This is a genomic window from Psychrobacter sp. 72-O-c (assembly GCF_904846605.1).
Lineage (GTDB): Bacteria > Pseudomonadota > Gammaproteobacteria > Pseudomonadales > Moraxellaceae > Psychrobacter.
Genome location: NZ_CAJHBI010000001.1, coordinates 157,757 through 174,392 on the forward strand (window position 1 = coordinate 157,757; position 16,636 = coordinate 174,392).

The window sequence follows — 16,636 nt, forward strand, 5'->3', positions numbered from 1 at the left end:
AGAGCAGTAGTTAAGGTTTGCACATTTAACACTGCTCTGTAGTTGCCTACAGGTTTACAACGTATAACAGATCTAAACAGTTGTATTAAAAAAATAGGCAGCTTTTGGTGAGTGGCTACGCGATATTGATGACTATCGCTTTTTGGATTCGACCATATGACCTCACCAATAAGAACTCAGTGCCCGCATTGCCATAATTTTTTTAATGTACCGCGTGCCCACTTAAACCGAGCGAATGCTAAAGGGCGCTGTGGTCATTGCCAACAGGTTTTTCTGATCAACGATTATCTGGTGGTCTCAGCTAATCATCAGCAAACGGATAAGAATAAAAAAATAAGTGTTACTAAACAAAATCCAAAAAATAATGAACGACAACCTGCCAGCACAATATCAAATCCTGACACTCAATCTGATAAAGTTAGTACAACTAATAACAGTCATAACAGTCATAACAGTCACGATAGCAACATTCACATCTCAAAACCTGCTAAAAAAGCAGAGACTGATTTAGATGATGATATTCTTATTCATGATGATATGGATATTGATGAAACTGCAGGCGATACTTCAGCCGATGACTCATCAGATGGTATGGACGTATGGCTAGCGCAAACTGGCACCGTAACAGACCCCCTTCCAGCGTCAAATAAACAGCAAAAGACCAGTCCTACAATGTCAGATAAAGGCATAGACTTGACTGCAAACCCCGCAGCCCAGATCAACGCCGAAACCAATCATGGAATAACAGCAAAACCTGCTCTAAGCTCAGTAGAGGCAAATGATATCCATGCCAGTATTAATGACACTTCTGACAATGCCTGGTTAGAGCAGCTCCTCAAAGAGCAAAATGACCATGAAGACGGTCCTCAAGCTGACACTGATCTTGCGCAACTACTGATTAAAATGGGCGTGCCCATCAACGACGAAGATAAAGTCAATCAAGAGCGTACCAGCAAAATTCAAGCGCGCATGCAATCTACGCAAACCCAAATCCAAATCTCAATTACAGCATTATTATGGACTATGGGATGCGTGGTACTCGTACTATTGCTTTTTGCCCAGTATGTTATTTTTAACCTAAATACCTTGATTAAGAACCCCGCTTACGCTGAGCGACTACAAACCGTATGCTCTATCGCTGCCTGTAGCTTGCCCAGTGCAGATCTAACAACCCTGAGAATTACCGACCTTAATCATAGAGCCAGCCAAGTCAGTACTACAAGCGCGTTCAGCGATGTACGAGCGACCCTAAGCAATCAAAGCTCGCAGGCACAGCTACTACCCAATCTTAAAGTCAGTGTTCACAGTTCTAACGCCCTCATTGGAGAATTTATTGCGATGCTCGATGACTATCTGCTAAGCCCGCAATATCAGCTAGCAGCGGGAGGTAGCAAGCAATTAATGTTTACCATAGCCATTGCAAACGACCAAATTGATCACGTTACTATTGATCCTATTTATTAATATAAGTGTTAACAAGGCGTATTTTAATAGCTTTAGCACTGGTTCATTAATCTCTATACTATTGATTTAGCACCCTATTTTTGATATATCATTGATTGGATATACAATAATTTTATTTTTTATTTTACTCCCTTTACTTTTAAGGACATCACCTTATGGCACCTCACGCGCAATACCCTGCCAACCGTTTTGCCCAAAGCTCTGAACATTCTAGTGACTCTACTGATCATAGTCATCGAGACGATTATTATCATTCAGCTAGTGAGTTAGAACAACCAATGAACAGCGATTCAGATAGTTACTCGACTAATCAATTAGATAGCCACTCAAACAGCCGTGAAAACAACGCGCATGAACCTTTACGCGTGCATGTTGAACGTGTGGTACGACAGTATTTTGCAACGTTGGGCGATGAGATGCCAACCGACTTATATGAACTTATTCTCAAGGAAATAGAGCGACCACTCTTGTCCGTCGTTCTTGAACAAACCCGAGGCAATCAAACCAAGTGCGCGCAAATCTTGGGGCTCAATCGCGGCACCCTACGCAAAAAACTTAAAGCCTACGATTTAATGTAGCAAGCTTTCAAGCTATAGAGCGACCTATATTTCACAGCAATTTGACTAGCGTTTTTTTATAGCCACGATACTTTCGCTGCTAATGTTAACGACTTAAGATTTATCGCGTAATCATTCACTGAAAATATTGATATAATTAATGCTTACCTATCAAAACCAAAACTCTTTATGCATGGTAATTCATAATCTAGACGTCATGAATCGTGATAATCTATGCAATAATAGTCATTACTATCCTGCCAGACGTTTGCGTCAGGCTTTTTTTATGGAACTGTTTTTATGAGTACAACCCCACTTGCACTACTGTCGGTCTCCGATAAGTCTAATATCGTTGAGTTCGCCCAAGGTCTTATCAAAGCAGGTTTTGGCCTACTGTCTACCGGTGGTACCTATCGTTTGCTCACAGAGCACAATATAGTGGTGACGGAGGTATCAGATTACACGGGCTTTCCAGAGATGATGGATGGCCGCGTCAAAACCCTACATCCTAAGATTCATGGCGGCATTTTAGGACGCCGCGGTACCGATGACGCCATCATGAGCGCCCATGGCATTGATCGTATTGATCTGGTGGTGGTTAATCTGTATCCCTTTGCCGAAACTATCGCTCGTGCCGATGTAACCATGAATGATGCTATCGAAAATATCGATATTGGCGGCCCTACTATGGTACGTTCTGCTGCTAAAAACCATGCCCACGTTGGTATTGTTACTAGTCCGAGTGATTATGATCGGGTCATCGAAGCTTTGGGTGACAATACTGATCTGAGCGCTGCTTTACGTTATGACTTGGCCGTTAAAGCATTTGAGCATACGGCCCAATACGACGGTATGATTGCTAATTTCTTAGGCAGCCGCGTTAATGAAACCCAACAGCCAGAAGCTTTTTCTCGTACTTTTAACTTACAGTTTGAGAAAGTACAAGACCTACGCTACGGTGAAAATCCGCATCAAAAAGCAGCGTTTTATATAGAAAATCAGCCGCTACAAAGCAAGCAAGTATCTATTGCTACTGCCCAGCAACTACAAGGTAAAGCGCTATCGTATAATAATATTGCCGATACTGATGCGGCGCTTGAATGCGTGAAAGCCTTTACCGCTCCTGCTTGTGTCATTGTAAAGCATGCTAATCCTTGCGGTGTTGCCATTGATAACGATCAAGTCGCCGCTTATCGTACTGCTTTTAGCACTGACCCTGAATCTTCTTTTGGTGGCATTATCGCTTTTAACCGTCAATTAACGGTTGCAGCAGCAAAAGCGATTATTGACAATCAGTTTGTAGAAGTTATCATCGCACCAAGTTTAGAGGACGGTGTCCTTCAAGCCACTGCCAGTAAGAAAAACGTACGTGTGCTGGTTTGCGGTGAACTAACCACCTCTGAAGAGCACGTCGCCCAGCTTGATTATAAGCGTGTTAATGGCGGTCTATTGGTACAAGAGCAAGACTCAGGTATTATTAGTGCCAGTGAGTTGAAAATTGTGACCGATATTCAGCCAACAGAAGCACAAATCGCTGACCTTTTATTTACTTGGACAGTGGCTAAATATGTCAAATCCAATGCTATTGTCTACGGTAACAATCAGCGTACTATTGGCGTCGGCGCCGGTCAGATGAGCCGCGTAAATTCAGCACGTATTGCTGCGATTAAAGCTGAGCATGCAGGATTGATCACTGAAGGTGCCGTTATGGCCTCAGATGCTTTCTTCCCGTTCCGTGATGGTATTGATAATGCCGCAGAAGTAGGCATCTCCGCTATCATTCAGCCTGGTGGCTCAATGCGTGATGACGAAACTATCGCCGCGGCTAATGAACATGGTATCGCTATGGTCTTCACAGGTATGCGCCATTTCCGTCACTAATTTGCTATTAACAAGCCGTTAAGATAACGATATTTTTTAAGAGATATAGTCGATTCAATTTAAAAACCATACAGTGCTACTGGGATGCTACTTTAACAAACGTTTTGCAGCCTCTGTCCCGCTTGCGAACAGCACGCCAGAAAAATTCATACCAGTAGCACGTTGCTATACACGACTCTTTTTTATTGTGAACTGACTATAACTATCCCATCGTTCATTAAAAAGCCACGGTATAAACATATACCGTGGCTTTTTTAATTTTTACTATTTTTTATTCAGTCATCTATGACTACTAACAAAGTCATTAACGTCCCTGTGCAGTCGCCATATTGGCTTCATTCACTTCAACTTTATATAACAAGCGCAAATAGTCTAAATAATCTTGTAGCTGATCTTGTCCTAAATTATCACGAACAATTGCGGCTGTTTGGGCTCTTTCAATATCAGATAGCGGTGATTGCTGTTCGGTTTTAATACGATCACCGACTATTACTGTCGCGCCTATTTCCGTCTCGCTTGCTAGAGCCACTACGCCATTAGCGGGAGCTTGCTGGCTGAATGCCAAACCGCGCTCTTTTTCTGTCAATCGTGTTGTTTGACGATTCACCTCACCCAATGATTGCAAGCTTACCGACTGCTTACTAATATCAGCGGCAGTTTTGATACCAGCCGCTAATTTTTTAGCATCTTTTAGTGCCAAGGCACTGGCTTTTTGCTGACGCAATATCTGCGTAATCTTGGGAGTTGCAGCTGCTAACGTCAGAGTCTGAGTCGGACGATAGTTGCTGGGCTGTACCCAAGCCATGCCCGCGCCTACTTCGATACCTGTCGTCACTGCCTGATCTTGAATTATAAATTCATCAAAAGCTTGCTTGATGACCGCTGGTTGCGCCAATACTGAAGTATTGTTTTCTTTGCGATAATCTTTGATACGTTTTAGCGCCACGTTTTCTTGCTGAGTGATATCTTCGATACTAAAACCATCCGCTGCCAAGTCATTAATTGCAGTTACTTTATCCCCATAAGCGGCTTGGCGCTTGTACTCTTTAGCTTTAGCTGTCAGCTCCTCACGCATACTGTCTAGGCTTGGTACTTTAATACCCTTGTCTTCGGTTACCGTAAATATCTGATAGCCAAAGCTGGTCTTAATCGGCGCAGTCACGTCACCGACACTTAAGCCTTGCAGGGCGGTTTCAACGGCCGTAGCGTCATTACCAAATACTGATGGGTTAAAGCGACCAATGGCACCGCCATCAGCCCCTGATGGGTCATCAGACTCTTGTTTGGCAAGTGCTGTGAATGACTCACCTTTATCAAGACGTGCTTTAATCTTTTGCGCGCGTGCTTTGGCATCATCACCAGTCACTAAGATTTGGCTGATTTTACGCTCATCAACCACTGCCAGCCCTTGCTTATAGCCTTCATACTGCTGCTGCAACTCTTCTTCTGTGATGTCTTCAACTTGAATGGTCGCGGGGCTAAGCTGAATATAAGCCAAATCGACCATGGCTGCACTCTTAAGGGTGTCTTTATTGGCGTTATAATACGATTGCACATCAGCTTTGGTCAATTTAACCTGCTGCTGATAATCCTGCCAATTGAAGCGATGCAACCAAATATTGCGCGCCTCTAGCTGTAAATCAATCAACTTACTGACCGCTTTCATCGGATAAATAGCCGTACCAACAATGCTGGCATTGAGCTGATCAAGGCTCAACTGATTACGGAACTCGGCAAACAGCTGATCTTTATTCATACCGCGCTGACGCAAAAAGTTCGAAAACTGCTCATTAGAAAAGTCACCATTGGCATCTTTAAAAATATCTTCTTGGCGTAACAGACGATTAATAGTGTCATCAGATACAGTCATGCCAAGCTTGCCAGCCTGCTGTTCTAATAAAGTACGATCGATCAAACCTCTTAACACTTGCTTATGCAGCACATCTTCATTTAGCAAACTGGCGTCATCAAGCTGATCCAAAATCTCAGTGCGCCTGCTGTTCACTGCACTTTGATACTCTGATGACCCCACACTTGCTTCACCTACTTGAGCGATTTGGTTGGGATCAACGCTGCTTTGGAAGTAGCTTTCAATACCCAATAGAGCAAGCGGCGATAGGCATAAAATCAATAAAATGCGACCAGGCCAGCTTTTTAAAAAATCGCGCAATTTATCCATAATTATCTCTGCTTTATTAACCTATATTGATGAAAAACCATTGTAATACTATTAATAATATTTATGCTATCTGAGCAGGCAATGGCAAAGTGAAGGACGTCTGTATTTTATAAACGCAAAGTAAAGCTCGTTTAAGCAACCTATTCTAAATAACAGAGTTACCGCGCGGCCTATGATACGTGATTTTTGGTGTAGACTCAAAATATTCACGCTATATAAGCCATAATTACATCTATAAAAAAAGCACCTCATATAAGGTGCTTTTTTATCAATTGCTGTGCAGCTATAGTCATAAGCTGCACAGCAGCAATTTATTATTTTAGTATAGGCTTAGTTCAAGCGCTCTTTTAGGTTTTTGCCGGCTTTAAAGCTAGGTACTTTGCTTGCTGGGATATTAAGCTCTTCACCTGTTTTAGGGTTACGACCAATACGGGCTTTACGGTCTTTTACGCTAAACGTACCAAAACCAACTAACGAGATGCTTTCATCAGCTTCTAAAGCTTGGCCGATACTTTCCATAACTGCATTTAGGGCATCACCAGCTTGGGTCTTATTTAGGCCACTTTTATCTGCAATGCTATCAATTAATTCTGACTTATTCATAAAATTTCCTTCAAGTTTAAGGGGTATAATAAAAGCTAACGTCAGGCATTGTATCGCTCTCGTGCTATTTAAGCAATAAGAACCATTGTACTCACGTATTAGCAGGTCACACATTGTTAACGTCTTTATAGCAAGGCAGCATAAGGAGCGCAAGCGATTTTACATATTTTCGAGTTCTATACTACGTATTTGACACTTAACGTTACGTAAAACACCTTTAACTTAGCAACCTAGTTGTTTAATTTTCCTTAAATCCGTTCATCCAGTTGATATAGGCTGAATTCGCTGAACATCGTATTTGTTGTTTATGCTAAAAACTTTAAGTACTAAAGGTTGACGTTTATTAATGATACTGTATTTACTTACCACCTAGCTTACTTACAGCGCAACAATTTGCTAACTGACAGAGACTAGCGTTACTTTTTATTATAAAGCAGTTATTATAAGCACACTACAACTGCACGTCTTGCATTAACTTTGACTCTTATTCTTCCTTTTAACCTGCTAAATAGAAATGGATTACCTACATGAAGCGTTCTACGTTGTCTCACTCTTTTCTTAATATCATTCTGGTGTTCATCGAGTCAGCTTTGACACTGTTACTACGTTTAGATCCTGAGCTACGTAAAGCAGCTTACCCGTTAGCCAAACAAGGCACTGTAGTTGGTCTCCGATTATATCTACCGCATGTTCAAGTCTTTGCTACTTTTACTTATAAGGGCGTGCTATTAGATGCCAACTTGCCCGCTGAGCGTAGTGAGCCCGATGTCATTATCAACGCTTATAGTATTCAAGTTCTAAACGCTATTACTACTCATGATAGCGAAACCACCGATAAGCTACAAATGCGCGGCGAGACAACTCAAGTACAGCTGGTCAAACAGTTCATTATGCAACTAGGGCTAGGTAGCTTGATTCAAAGCGTCATCAGAAAGGTTAAAGGCAATAAAAGTAAGCCTAAGCCTACTGATGCTGAGATGGAAGAGAAAAAAAGCGATTACAAACTGCGTATTAAAGAACAACAAACTCAAATTAGCACCCTGTCTATCAAAAACCGCGAGCTTGAAACCACGGTAAAAGAATTGCATAGCAAGCAAAAAACACTAATGATTACTGCTGTGGTCGCAGCTATTATTGCAATTGGATCACTTGTTGCACTATTTGTGAATTAAGCTGTTTATCAATTAACGAGGGTAAGTACTTCCTGTTATTTTTTGGACCATTCGGTAATCCATCAAAATGCTCAATCACAACGTTAAGCACAAATACCTACTCTGCTTGTATGAGCCGCAATCGTATCGGTACTTAACACCCATAGCTATAGCGGTATTCAAGACAGATACCCTTAGGACATGCTTACTTAACGAGTAAGCAATTAACACTTGGTCATTTATATAGTTACTTATGCGGTCACCTATTACAGTCGTTTATATAGTTACTTATGCGGTCACCTATTACAGTCACTTATATAGTCACTTAACATGGTTACTGAGCGATATCTGGTTTGATAGTATCTATCCCCTGTGTTTGTTTTTACAAGCACTCATCGGCCTATCCCCTCTCTCATATCACCTCGAAACACTGATTGTTTTTACTAATAGTGGTGTTAGATTAGATTAACCATTTAACCACATTTCAATCTTGACTAAATTAGTCAGGATTGAGTATAATAACTTTATCGCAGCACACATCGGGTTAACCATCTGTTGTTTAATAGCGATGACGTTTGTCTTAGTAGCGTATCATTTTATTAATAATGTATATGTGATATCGAACCTAAGCTCGTTATTAACCTTAGCTCATTACTCACCAGTTTGGAGATATTTTATGCGTTTAACGACCCGAGGCAGATATGCAGTCACTGCATTGTTAGATCTGGCAATACAAACCAGCCAACAAGAAGGTGCCGTGTCTTTATCTGATATCGCTAACCGACAGTCTATTTCAATATCTTATCTTGAACAGTTGTTTTCTAAGCTGCGTAAGCGTGGTTTAGTAACCAGTATCCGAGGCGCCGCAGGTGGCTATCACTTAGCAAAGCCATTAGATGAGATTGATGTCATGAGCATTATATCTGCGGTTGATGAATCGGTTGACGCGATGCAATGTGAAGGACGCGGCGATTGCCAAGGTGGTACAATGTGTTTGACCCACGATTTGTGGTGCGCACTGTCCAATCATATCGAACAGTACTTGAATAATATAACATTGGCACAATTACTAAATATGAAAAATGTGCAGTCTGTTTCAGAACGTCAGCATATTTCTTCTATTACAAAAGACATTAATACTATTACCTTATCGACCAGCGAGGCAAACCCAGCATGAGCCAACATAACAAACTTATATACTTAGATTATGCCGCCACTACGCCAGTTGCCAAGTCGGTTGCTGCTAAGATGAGCGAATATCTGACTGTAGATGGTATCTTTGGTAACCCAGCATCACGCTCACACGGCTACGGCTGGCAAGCTGAAGAAGCAGTCGAGACGGCACGTCAACAAGTTGCCGAAGTCATCAATGCTGATCCACGCGAAATCGTTTTTACTTCGGGTGCAACAGAGTCTGATAACTTAGCCATTAAAGGTGCAGCGCATTTTTATCAGTCACGTGGCAAACATATCATTACCAGTCAAATTGAGCATAAAGCAGTACTAGATACTTGCCGTGAGCTTGAACAAGAAGGCTTTGAAATTACCTATCTTGAGCCGCAAAAAAGCACAGGAATGATTTTACCGCAACAAGTCAAAGACGCTTTACGTGAAGATACGATTCTAGTGTCATTGATGATGGTTAATAACGAGCTTGGTACTATTACTGATATCGCTGCTATCGGCGAAATCACTCGCGAAGCTGGTGTTGTATTCCATGTGGATGGCGCACAAGCCGTTGGTAAAATACTTATTGATCTTGCAACTACCAAAGTTGATTTGATGAGTTTTTCTGGTCATAAAGCGTATGGTCCTAAAGGTATTGGCGCATTGTTCGTCAGCCGTAAGCCACGTGTCCGCTTAAAAGCTGAGCAACATGGCGGTGGACATGAGCGCGGTATGCGTTCAGGTACACTACCAACGCATCAGATCGTTGGCCTTGGCGCAGCATTTAGCTTAGCCAATAAACGTTATGAAGAAGACCATGCCCATGCGGCAAAACTACGCCAAAAGCTTTGGGATGGTTTACAAGATATTGAAGAGATTTATTTAAACGGCGATCTTGAACATAGCGTTCCTAATATCGTCAATATTAGCTTCAACTTCGTTGAAGGCGAGTCACTCATGATGTCGCTGAAAGACTTAGCCGTATCATCAGGGTCAGCCTGTACCTCAGCAACACTTGAGCCATCTTATGTACTTCGTGCTATTGGTCGCCCAGATGAATTGGCGCATAGCTCTATTCGCTTCAGCTTCGGTCGTTATACCACTGAAGAAGACGTTGATACCGTTATTGGTCAAATGCATGAAGCCGTTGATAAACTACGTGACCTATCGCCACTTTGGGATATGTATCAAGAAGGTATTGATTTAGATTCAGTAGAATGGGCTGAACATTAAAATAAAAGTAAAAGTACGGCTATAAAATATAGCCGTTAGACAATTAATCAGAAAATTACAGAATAAGCGTTTGACCCCAATTACCGATGAGTATGTAGACAGTTTGTATTACTACTCATCATCTAACTAGGAGAAGAACCATGGCCTATAGTGACCAAGTTATTGATCATTACGAAAATCCACGCAACGTTGGCAACCTTGATAAAAATGCCAAAAATGTTGGTACCGGTATGGTTGGTGCCCCAGCCTGTGGTGATGTGATGCGTTTGCAGATCCAAGTCGATGCCAATGGTATCATTGAAGATGCACGCTTTAAAACTTACGGCTGCGGCTCAGCGATTGCTTCAAGCTCACTAGTAACCGAGTGGCTAAAAGGCAAAAGTTTAGATCAAGCAGGCGAAATCAAAAACAACGATATCGTCGTAGAGTTGGCATTACCACCAGTAAAAGTGCATTGCTCAGTATTAGCAGAAGATGCGATTAAAGCCGCTATCAGTGACTATAAAGGCAAGCATAGCGTTGTTGAAAGCAATGAAGAACAAGCGATCAGCTAAGTTTACTTTAATGTATTCGCTCTTTTATATTAGTAAGACTATTATATTAAAGAGCTGCTAGCGCTAAGGAGGTGACAATAACGGTTATGTAATTGTCACCTTTTACTTTCTAGCTTATGTTGGTCAGGCTTAGCAAATGCTTTATTTTAAATATTTTTTAAACATTAGTTTTTCTGAATATTAGTTTTTAGATAATAATCTTCAAATATTTTTTAGTAAGATGATATTCTTATTATTGATAATCAATAGGAGTTGGCATGATTGAAATGACAGAACGCGCCGCTCAGCATGTTCAAGACTTTCTAGACAATCGCGGTAAAGGTGCTGGCATTCGTGTTGGTATTCGTACAGCAGGTTGCTCAGGTTTGGCTTATGTTTTAGAGTTCGTCGATGTTCCTGATGAGAATGATACTCGCTATGATAGCCGCGATGTAAGCATCTTTATCGACCCTAAAAGTTTGGTTTATTTAGACGGCTTATTGATGGATTATGAAAAAGAAGGCTTGAACGAAGGCTTTAAGTTCACCAATCCGAATCAAAAAGGTGAATGTGGCTGCGGTGAATCCTTTACAATATAAGAGTTCTTTGTGGTATAGCGTACCTAAGTGGCATTGGTTTAACCTTATAGCCATTATTAAGATAACTATTTATTAAAACCACCATTTATTAAAAAATACTTATTAAAGTCTAGGTTTAAGAAGGCTTTAAAAGTTAATCCTGCAAAACAACAATTAAAAATAGAAAGTAAGGCATATGTTATGACAGATCTCATCCCAGAAGCTCAGTTTGATAATTTCTTTGCCCTATTTGAGCAACCTGTACAATTTGAGCTGTCACAAGATAGTCTAGATCAGCATTTGCGCCTATTGCAGAAACGTTATCACCCTGATAATGTTGCCAAAAATCTAGCTGATGAAACAAAAGCTCAGCAGCATTCTGAGCAAGCCTCCGCACTGATCAATCAAGCCTATCAGGCTTTAAGTGCTCCTGACAGCCGCGCCGCCTATCTACTCGATATGGCAGGACAAGCCCAAACGCTTGAAAACTCAATTGCAGATCTCGATTTTTTAGAAGATGCTATGGAGCTGCGTATTGATCTAGGTGAAGCCATCGAAAGCAATGACCGCCCAGCATTGGAAAATTTGCATCCGCAAATTTTGCAGCGATTAAACAACCAATGTGAACGCTTTAATACCACCTATCAAAACGAAGAGTGGTCGGCAGCTATTGACGCCACCCAAAAGTTGAAGTTCCTAGTCAAGCTCGATGCCGATATTACGACTGCCCTTGATGATGTCGCAAGCGCGGCACAGCCAAATGATGATGATTTATACGTCTAATGATTGGCTAAAGCCTATAAAGACGGTTAAAATAACATCCAAAATATCATAGTATTCATATTTCTAAATGGCAGTTGTAAGTGCAGCTAAGCGGCGTTTATTATCAACCTCTATATTTGAGTGAGCCGCGCCAGTTATCGCTTTATTTATGTGGTATTTGTTCAACTTTACTTATTCATTTTATATCTGAGTTATCTTATGTCTTTATTGCAAATTGCTGAACCCAATCAAAGTGCCCAGCCACACCAGCATCGTTTTGGCCTTGGAATTGACCTTGGCACAACGCGCTCATTGGTCGCAGTGGTACGCTCAGGCAAAGCGCAAGTATTAGAGGCAGATACCAGTAAAGATACTTTACTGCCTTCAGTGGTCTATTACCCAATTACAGGTAGCCCGCTCGTTGGTTATAATGCTTTAGCCCATTTGCCTAATGATCCACAGAACACCATTATCTCCGCTAAGCGTTTTATGGGTCGCAGTCAAGACGATATCAAATTCTCGCATCCTTATGAATTAAGTGGTAGCGCCGATGCTATGCCAGCCTTTGTTACCGCTCAAGGCGAAGTGTCACCCGTTGAAGTGTCAGCACGTATTTTGGCCGTACTTAAGCAGCGCGCAGCAGATGCCTTACCTGAGGACAGTATTGAAGGCGCGGTCATTACCGTTCCTGCCTATTTTGATGAAGCCCAGCGCCAAGCCACTAAAGATGCCGCGCAAGCCGCTGGTATCAACGTTTTACGATTGTTAAATGAACCAACGGCAGCGGCGGTAGCGTATGGTCTGAACGCCCCTACCGGAGATGATACTGCTCGTTACTATTTAATTTATGACCTCGGTGGTGGCACTTTTGATGTTTCTATCTTAAAGCTTACCGATGGTGTGTTTGAAGTACTGGCAACTGGTGGTAATAGCGCCCTTGGTGGCGATGATATTGACCGCCTACTCACCAATTGGCTGATCAAACAGCTTAATATCGCGCCAGCAGATGTCAGCTTACATGACAAGTCAGTATTGGCTCAGCAAGCTAAAGGTTATAAGCAAGCTTTGACCGATGCTGAAGAAGTTAATATCGATATCATCGTTAATGAGCAGTCCTACAAAGGCGTACTACGCCGTGAAGACTTATTCACTATCGCTGACCCTGTCAGCAGTCGAACGCTAACGGTTTGCGAACAAGTACTACGTGATGCCAAGCTGAGCGCCTCAGAGCTGGATGAAGTTATATTGGTAGGCGGCTCAACGCGAATGCCAGCGATTGAACAAGTGGTTACTGAATTCTTTGCTAAGCAGCCCCTATGTCGTCTTAACCCAGATGAGGTGGTCGCATTAGGTGCTGCACAAACGGCACATCAATTGGTTAATGGTGATAGCGACAATAATTTACTGCTTTTGGATGTCACGCCTCTATCGCTTGGGCTAGAGACCATGGGCGGCTTAGTAGAAGTACTCATTCCACGCAACACTCCTATTCCTGTCAAAAAACGCCAAGTGTTTACCACTTATCAAGATGGCCAGACCGGCATGGTTATCCATGTCGTACAAGGCGAGCGTGAAACGGTAGAGAACTGCCGCTCGCTTGGACGCTTTGAGCTATACGGTATTCCACCGATGAAAGCTGGTTTTGGTCGTATTGAAGTGACTTTCAGTATTGATGCTAATGGACAACTAACCGTTAGTGCCCAAGAAACCACGACGAAGACAGAAAGTAAAATCGAGATTACGCCAGCGTATGGCTTATCTGATGAACAAAAAGAGCAACTGCTCACTGCCGGATTTAAACACGCAGAAGAAGATAAAAATGCGCGTTCTTTAATTGAAACTAGGGTAGAAACTGAACGAGAATTGCTGGCGTTACAGTCGGCACTATCTGAGTTTTCAGCCTTATTGACTTCTGAGGAACAGCAAACCTTGGCGGCACAGATGAAAGAGATGCAAACAGCTTTAGACTCTAATGATTCAATGCTTATTGAAGCACAACAAGCTCAGCTTAAACCGCATAGCGATGCCTTTGCTGCCCGCATTATGAATCAAAGTGTCCAGACCAGTATGGCGGGTACTAGCGCCCAAGATTGGTAGTATTTAAAATTAATAGTCTCAAAGCAACAACAACATTAAAGAAAAAAGTACTAAAGAAAAAAGTATAAAAGCAGAAAAATAACCTATAACACGATTATTTTTAGATTGTATTTATATTTTAGAACTTACTTAGATTTCACATTTTTTGAATTGATTAGCACTGGATATATGACCATGCCAAAAATTACTGTACTACCCCACCATGACATTTGCCCTGAAGGCATTGAAGTTGAGCTAGCAGCTGGCGAAAACTTATGTAAAGCTCTATTAGAAAAGGGCGTTAAGATTGAGCATGCTTGCGAGATGTCAAAAGCCTGTACCACTTGTCACGTAGTCGTCCGCAAGGGCTTCAATGGTTTGGATGAGATGGACGATATTGAAGCAGACTTGTTAGATCGTGCTTGGGGATTAGAGCCTGATTCTCGGCTATCCTGTCAGGTAATGCTAGATGACGAGGACCTAACTATTGAGATACCTAAATATACCCTTAACCATGCCAAAGAAAATCATTAAACACTAGTAGTTTTGACGACTACTAAGTTATATTTGCATCAAAAAGCCAGCTATTATAATAATAACTGGCTTTTTTTGTGATTAGTCTCACAGTATTTAGACTTGAGAGGCATAAAAATCTTTAACTCCCCTTTCTAATATTTTATTTACCAGTTTTGTTAAACTCGAGGTCAGCAATTTTCTTTTCCTGTTCAATACGTTCAAGTGCGAAATTCAGACCTTCTCTAATCTCTTGATAATCGCCGCTTTTCATATCTTTAAAGTTTAGATGCAGATTGAAGCCAGGCAGCGTATGATCGACCCACTTTGACAGGCGGCCTTTATTGGCATCAGGATCTAGTACTTGCCATGCGCTAACCTTACCATCAAAACCTTTGAGCTGATAAGCGCCTGCATACTCACACTCATAATCATGGCAAATATAATCGTAGGTGCTTTCACTAATCAATACATCCCCTTTGCTGGCGGCCGCTTCAAGCCTTGCTGCCAAATTGGCCTCTTTGCCAATAAGCGTATAACTGAGACGGCTATTACTGCCAAAATTGCCAACATGACAGTAGCCAGTAGTGATACCGATGCGCAGATATAACCCTTCAAAACCCATCAGTCGCCATTTTTGCCGTAAGGTGCGCATTTCTCGGCGCATATCGATCGCCATGGCCACACAATCCAATGCATCTTGACGCGCGCCGCGACTATCAGGTTCACCAAAAAAACAAACCATGCCATCACCAATGAACTTATCGATTACAGCGCCGTGCTTATTGGCGATTATCGTCATACAATGCATATAAGTGTTTAAGATATCAGCCAAATTGTCCGCACTTAAACTATCTGATAGCTCAGTAAATCCTACGATATCTGAAAACATAATCGTCAGCTTTGCGCGTTTATTGGAGACACTGACAGGGCTATCCGCCCTTACAATCGGTTCCCAAATCTGAGGAGGTATAAAGCGGGTTAGCTTGTTGATGACCGAAACCATAGTATTGAGACGCCCCGCTGCTTGTTGAGCACGCACTTCATAGCTGATGTATCCGTGATATACGTGTCGAAAATGACACATGATGACTATGATAGTTGCTAGCAACACCGTAGCTGGTAGCCAACCTTCATTACAGTCTATATCAGTGCTATTTAAAAGCACGCTAACATAATAGAAAACAACGGCCGTCACCATCGACACTGTAAGCAATTTTAGATGATTTTCAGAACTGCTAATAATGATACGGATGCCAATTAAGGATGCCAAACTGAATGACATCACGGTGCAAAACTGTAGCGATCCAATGACTACGGACAATAGAATAATGACAATATTAGACGTCCAAAAGCTCGTTCGACGTCGATAGTTATAAATAAGAATCATTAAACTTGGTAGGCAAACAACGATCAGCAGTGCCGTTGAGGTAGGACTAAACTCAGAATATAAAGCAAGCAGTATGACAGTAAGTATTAAAACAAAAACTTCCGGATAATCAAACCGATACACCCCAATGTTTTCCGATGAGATCTTCGGTCGCAAAGTATGTAGGAATGCCATGTTCGATTTTCGCTTCAGTAATGAAAACTAATAAGGGTAAACAAGCAATAAGGGGACAACTTGTCTCTATAGCAGCTGCAATCTAAGAACGTATAACGATTATGCTGATTTACTATTATACGAGTATAATCTTATGGAATATATGTCATTCACAACCAAAATACCCCCATCCATCATTCATTATCGTCTCTCAACCATAGATGTAAATGTTGACTTCCTCACCGCCCTAAACGACGGTGATTCCTACAGCTAGACGCTCAAGCCCGAGCGCGAGAATGTTTTTTGCCGCATTAACGTCGCGTTGATGAGTGACACCGCACTCGCAAAGCCATTCTCTTATTCTCAAATCTGTCCTACCTTTCGGACTGTTTTGGC

General features: G+C 41.8%; 15 protein-coding genes. 11 read left to right on the forward strand and 4 right to left on the reverse strand.

Annotation, left to right across the window (positions count from 1 at the left end; translation table 11 throughout):
* Positions 1 to 156 precede the first annotated feature (156 nt).
* The 3 genes from JMX97_RS00565 (at position 157) to purH (ending at position 3,902) form a co-directional block, all read left to right on the forward strand.
* Complete coding sequence (locus JMX97_RS00565) at positions 157 to 1,464, forward strand: zinc-ribbon and DUF3426 domain-containing protein (protein ID WP_201554023.1); 1,308 nt, start codon at positions 157 to 159, stop codon at positions 1,462 to 1,464.
* 278 nt (positions 1,465 to 1,742) lie between these two features.
* Positions 1,743 to 2,042 (forward strand): DNA-binding transcriptional regulator Fis, encoded by a 300-nt coding sequence (gene fis / locus JMX97_RS00570; protein WP_201554094.1) that lies wholly within the window; start codon positions 1,743 to 1,745, stop codon positions 2,040 to 2,042.
* 279 nt (positions 2,043 to 2,321) lie between these two features.
* Positions 2,322 to 3,902 carry a bifunctional phosphoribosylaminoimidazolecarboxamide formyltransferase/IMP cyclohydrolase gene (gene purH, locus JMX97_RS00575; protein WP_201554025.1) on the forward strand — a complete coding sequence of 527 codons (1,581 nt, stop codon included), beginning with the start codon at positions 2,322 to 2,324 and terminating at the stop codon, positions 3,900 to 3,902.
* A gap of 304 nt (positions 3,903 to 4,206) precedes the next feature.
* On the opposite strand, the gene JMX97_RS00580 is transcribed toward purH, so the two are convergent.
* On the reverse strand, positions 4,207 to 6,081 hold the full coding sequence (locus JMX97_RS00580; RefSeq protein ID WP_201554027.1) for a SurA N-terminal domain-containing protein: 1,875 nt from the start codon (positions 6,079 to 6,081) through the stop codon (positions 4,207 to 4,209).
* A gap of 330 nt (positions 6,082 to 6,411) precedes the next feature.
* Positions 6,412 to 6,684 (reverse strand): HU family DNA-binding protein, encoded by a 273-nt coding sequence (locus JMX97_RS00585; RefSeq protein WP_201554029.1) that lies wholly within the window; start codon positions 6,682 to 6,684, stop codon positions 6,412 to 6,414.
* 527 nt (positions 6,685 to 7,211) lie between these two features.
* On the opposite strand from JMX97_RS00585, the gene JMX97_RS00590 reads away from it, so the two are divergent.
* The 8 genes from JMX97_RS00590 (at position 7,212) to fdx (ending at position 14,718) form a co-directional block, all read left to right on the forward strand.
* Positions 7,212 to 7,856 (forward strand): hypothetical protein, encoded by a 645-nt coding sequence (locus JMX97_RS00590; RefSeq protein WP_201554031.1) that lies wholly within the window; start codon positions 7,212 to 7,214, stop codon positions 7,854 to 7,856.
* 655 nt (positions 7,857 to 8,511) lie between these two features.
* On the forward strand, positions 8,512 to 9,012 hold the full coding sequence (locus JMX97_RS00595; RefSeq protein ID WP_201554033.1) for an Rrf2 family transcriptional regulator: 501 nt from the start codon (positions 8,512 to 8,514) through the stop codon (positions 9,010 to 9,012).
* The gene (locus tag JMX97_RS00600; protein WP_201554035.1) at positions 9,009 to 10,235 is read left to right on the forward strand and encodes an IscS subfamily cysteine desulfurase; all 1,227 of its coding nucleotides are present in this window, start codon (positions 9,009 to 9,011) and stop codon (positions 10,233 to 10,235) included. The genes JMX97_RS00595 and JMX97_RS00600 overlap by 4 nt, the downstream gene beginning before the upstream one ends.
* A gap of 140 nt (positions 10,236 to 10,375) precedes the next feature.
* Positions 10,376 to 10,789 (forward strand): Fe-S cluster assembly scaffold IscU, encoded by a 414-nt coding sequence (gene iscU, locus JMX97_RS00605; protein ID WP_201554037.1) that lies wholly within the window; start codon positions 10,376 to 10,378, stop codon positions 10,787 to 10,789.
* A 257-nt stretch (positions 10,790 to 11,046) separates the two neighbouring features.
* Positions 11,047 to 11,367 carry an iron-sulfur cluster assembly protein IscA gene (gene iscA, locus JMX97_RS00610; RefSeq protein WP_201554038.1) on the forward strand — a complete coding sequence of 107 codons (321 nt, stop codon included), beginning with the start codon at positions 11,047 to 11,049 and terminating at the stop codon, positions 11,365 to 11,367.
* A 180-nt stretch (positions 11,368 to 11,547) separates the two neighbouring features.
* Positions 11,548 to 12,129, forward strand: coding sequence for a Fe-S protein assembly co-chaperone HscB (gene hscB / locus JMX97_RS00615; protein WP_201554045.1), 582 nt, complete (start codon positions 11,548 to 11,550; stop codon positions 12,127 to 12,129).
* Positions 12,130 to 12,327: 198 nt separating this feature from the next.
* The gene (gene hscA / locus JMX97_RS00620) at positions 12,328 to 14,205 is read left to right on the forward strand and encodes a Fe-S protein assembly chaperone HscA (RefSeq protein ID WP_201554047.1); all 1,878 of its coding nucleotides are present in this window, start codon (positions 12,328 to 12,330) and stop codon (positions 14,203 to 14,205) included.
* Positions 14,206 to 14,379: 174 nt separating this feature from the next.
* On the forward strand, positions 14,380 to 14,718 hold the full coding sequence (gene fdx, locus JMX97_RS00625; protein ID WP_201554096.1) for an ISC system 2Fe-2S type ferredoxin: 339 nt from the start codon (positions 14,380 to 14,382) through the stop codon (positions 14,716 to 14,718).
* A 142-nt stretch (positions 14,719 to 14,860) separates the two neighbouring features.
* On the opposite strand, the gene JMX97_RS00630 is transcribed toward fdx, so the two are convergent.
* Together JMX97_RS00630 and JMX97_RS00635 are read right to left on the reverse strand one after the other, a co-directional pair.
* Positions 14,861 to 16,261 (reverse strand): adenylate/guanylate cyclase domain-containing protein, encoded by a 1,401-nt coding sequence (locus JMX97_RS00630; protein ID WP_201554049.1) that lies wholly within the window; start codon positions 16,259 to 16,261, stop codon positions 14,861 to 14,863.
* 226 nt (positions 16,262 to 16,487) lie between these two features.
* A partial coding sequence (locus JMX97_RS00635; RefSeq protein WP_201554051.1) for a zinc ribbon domain-containing protein occupies positions 16,488 to 16,636 on the reverse strand: 149 nt, incomplete at its 5' end.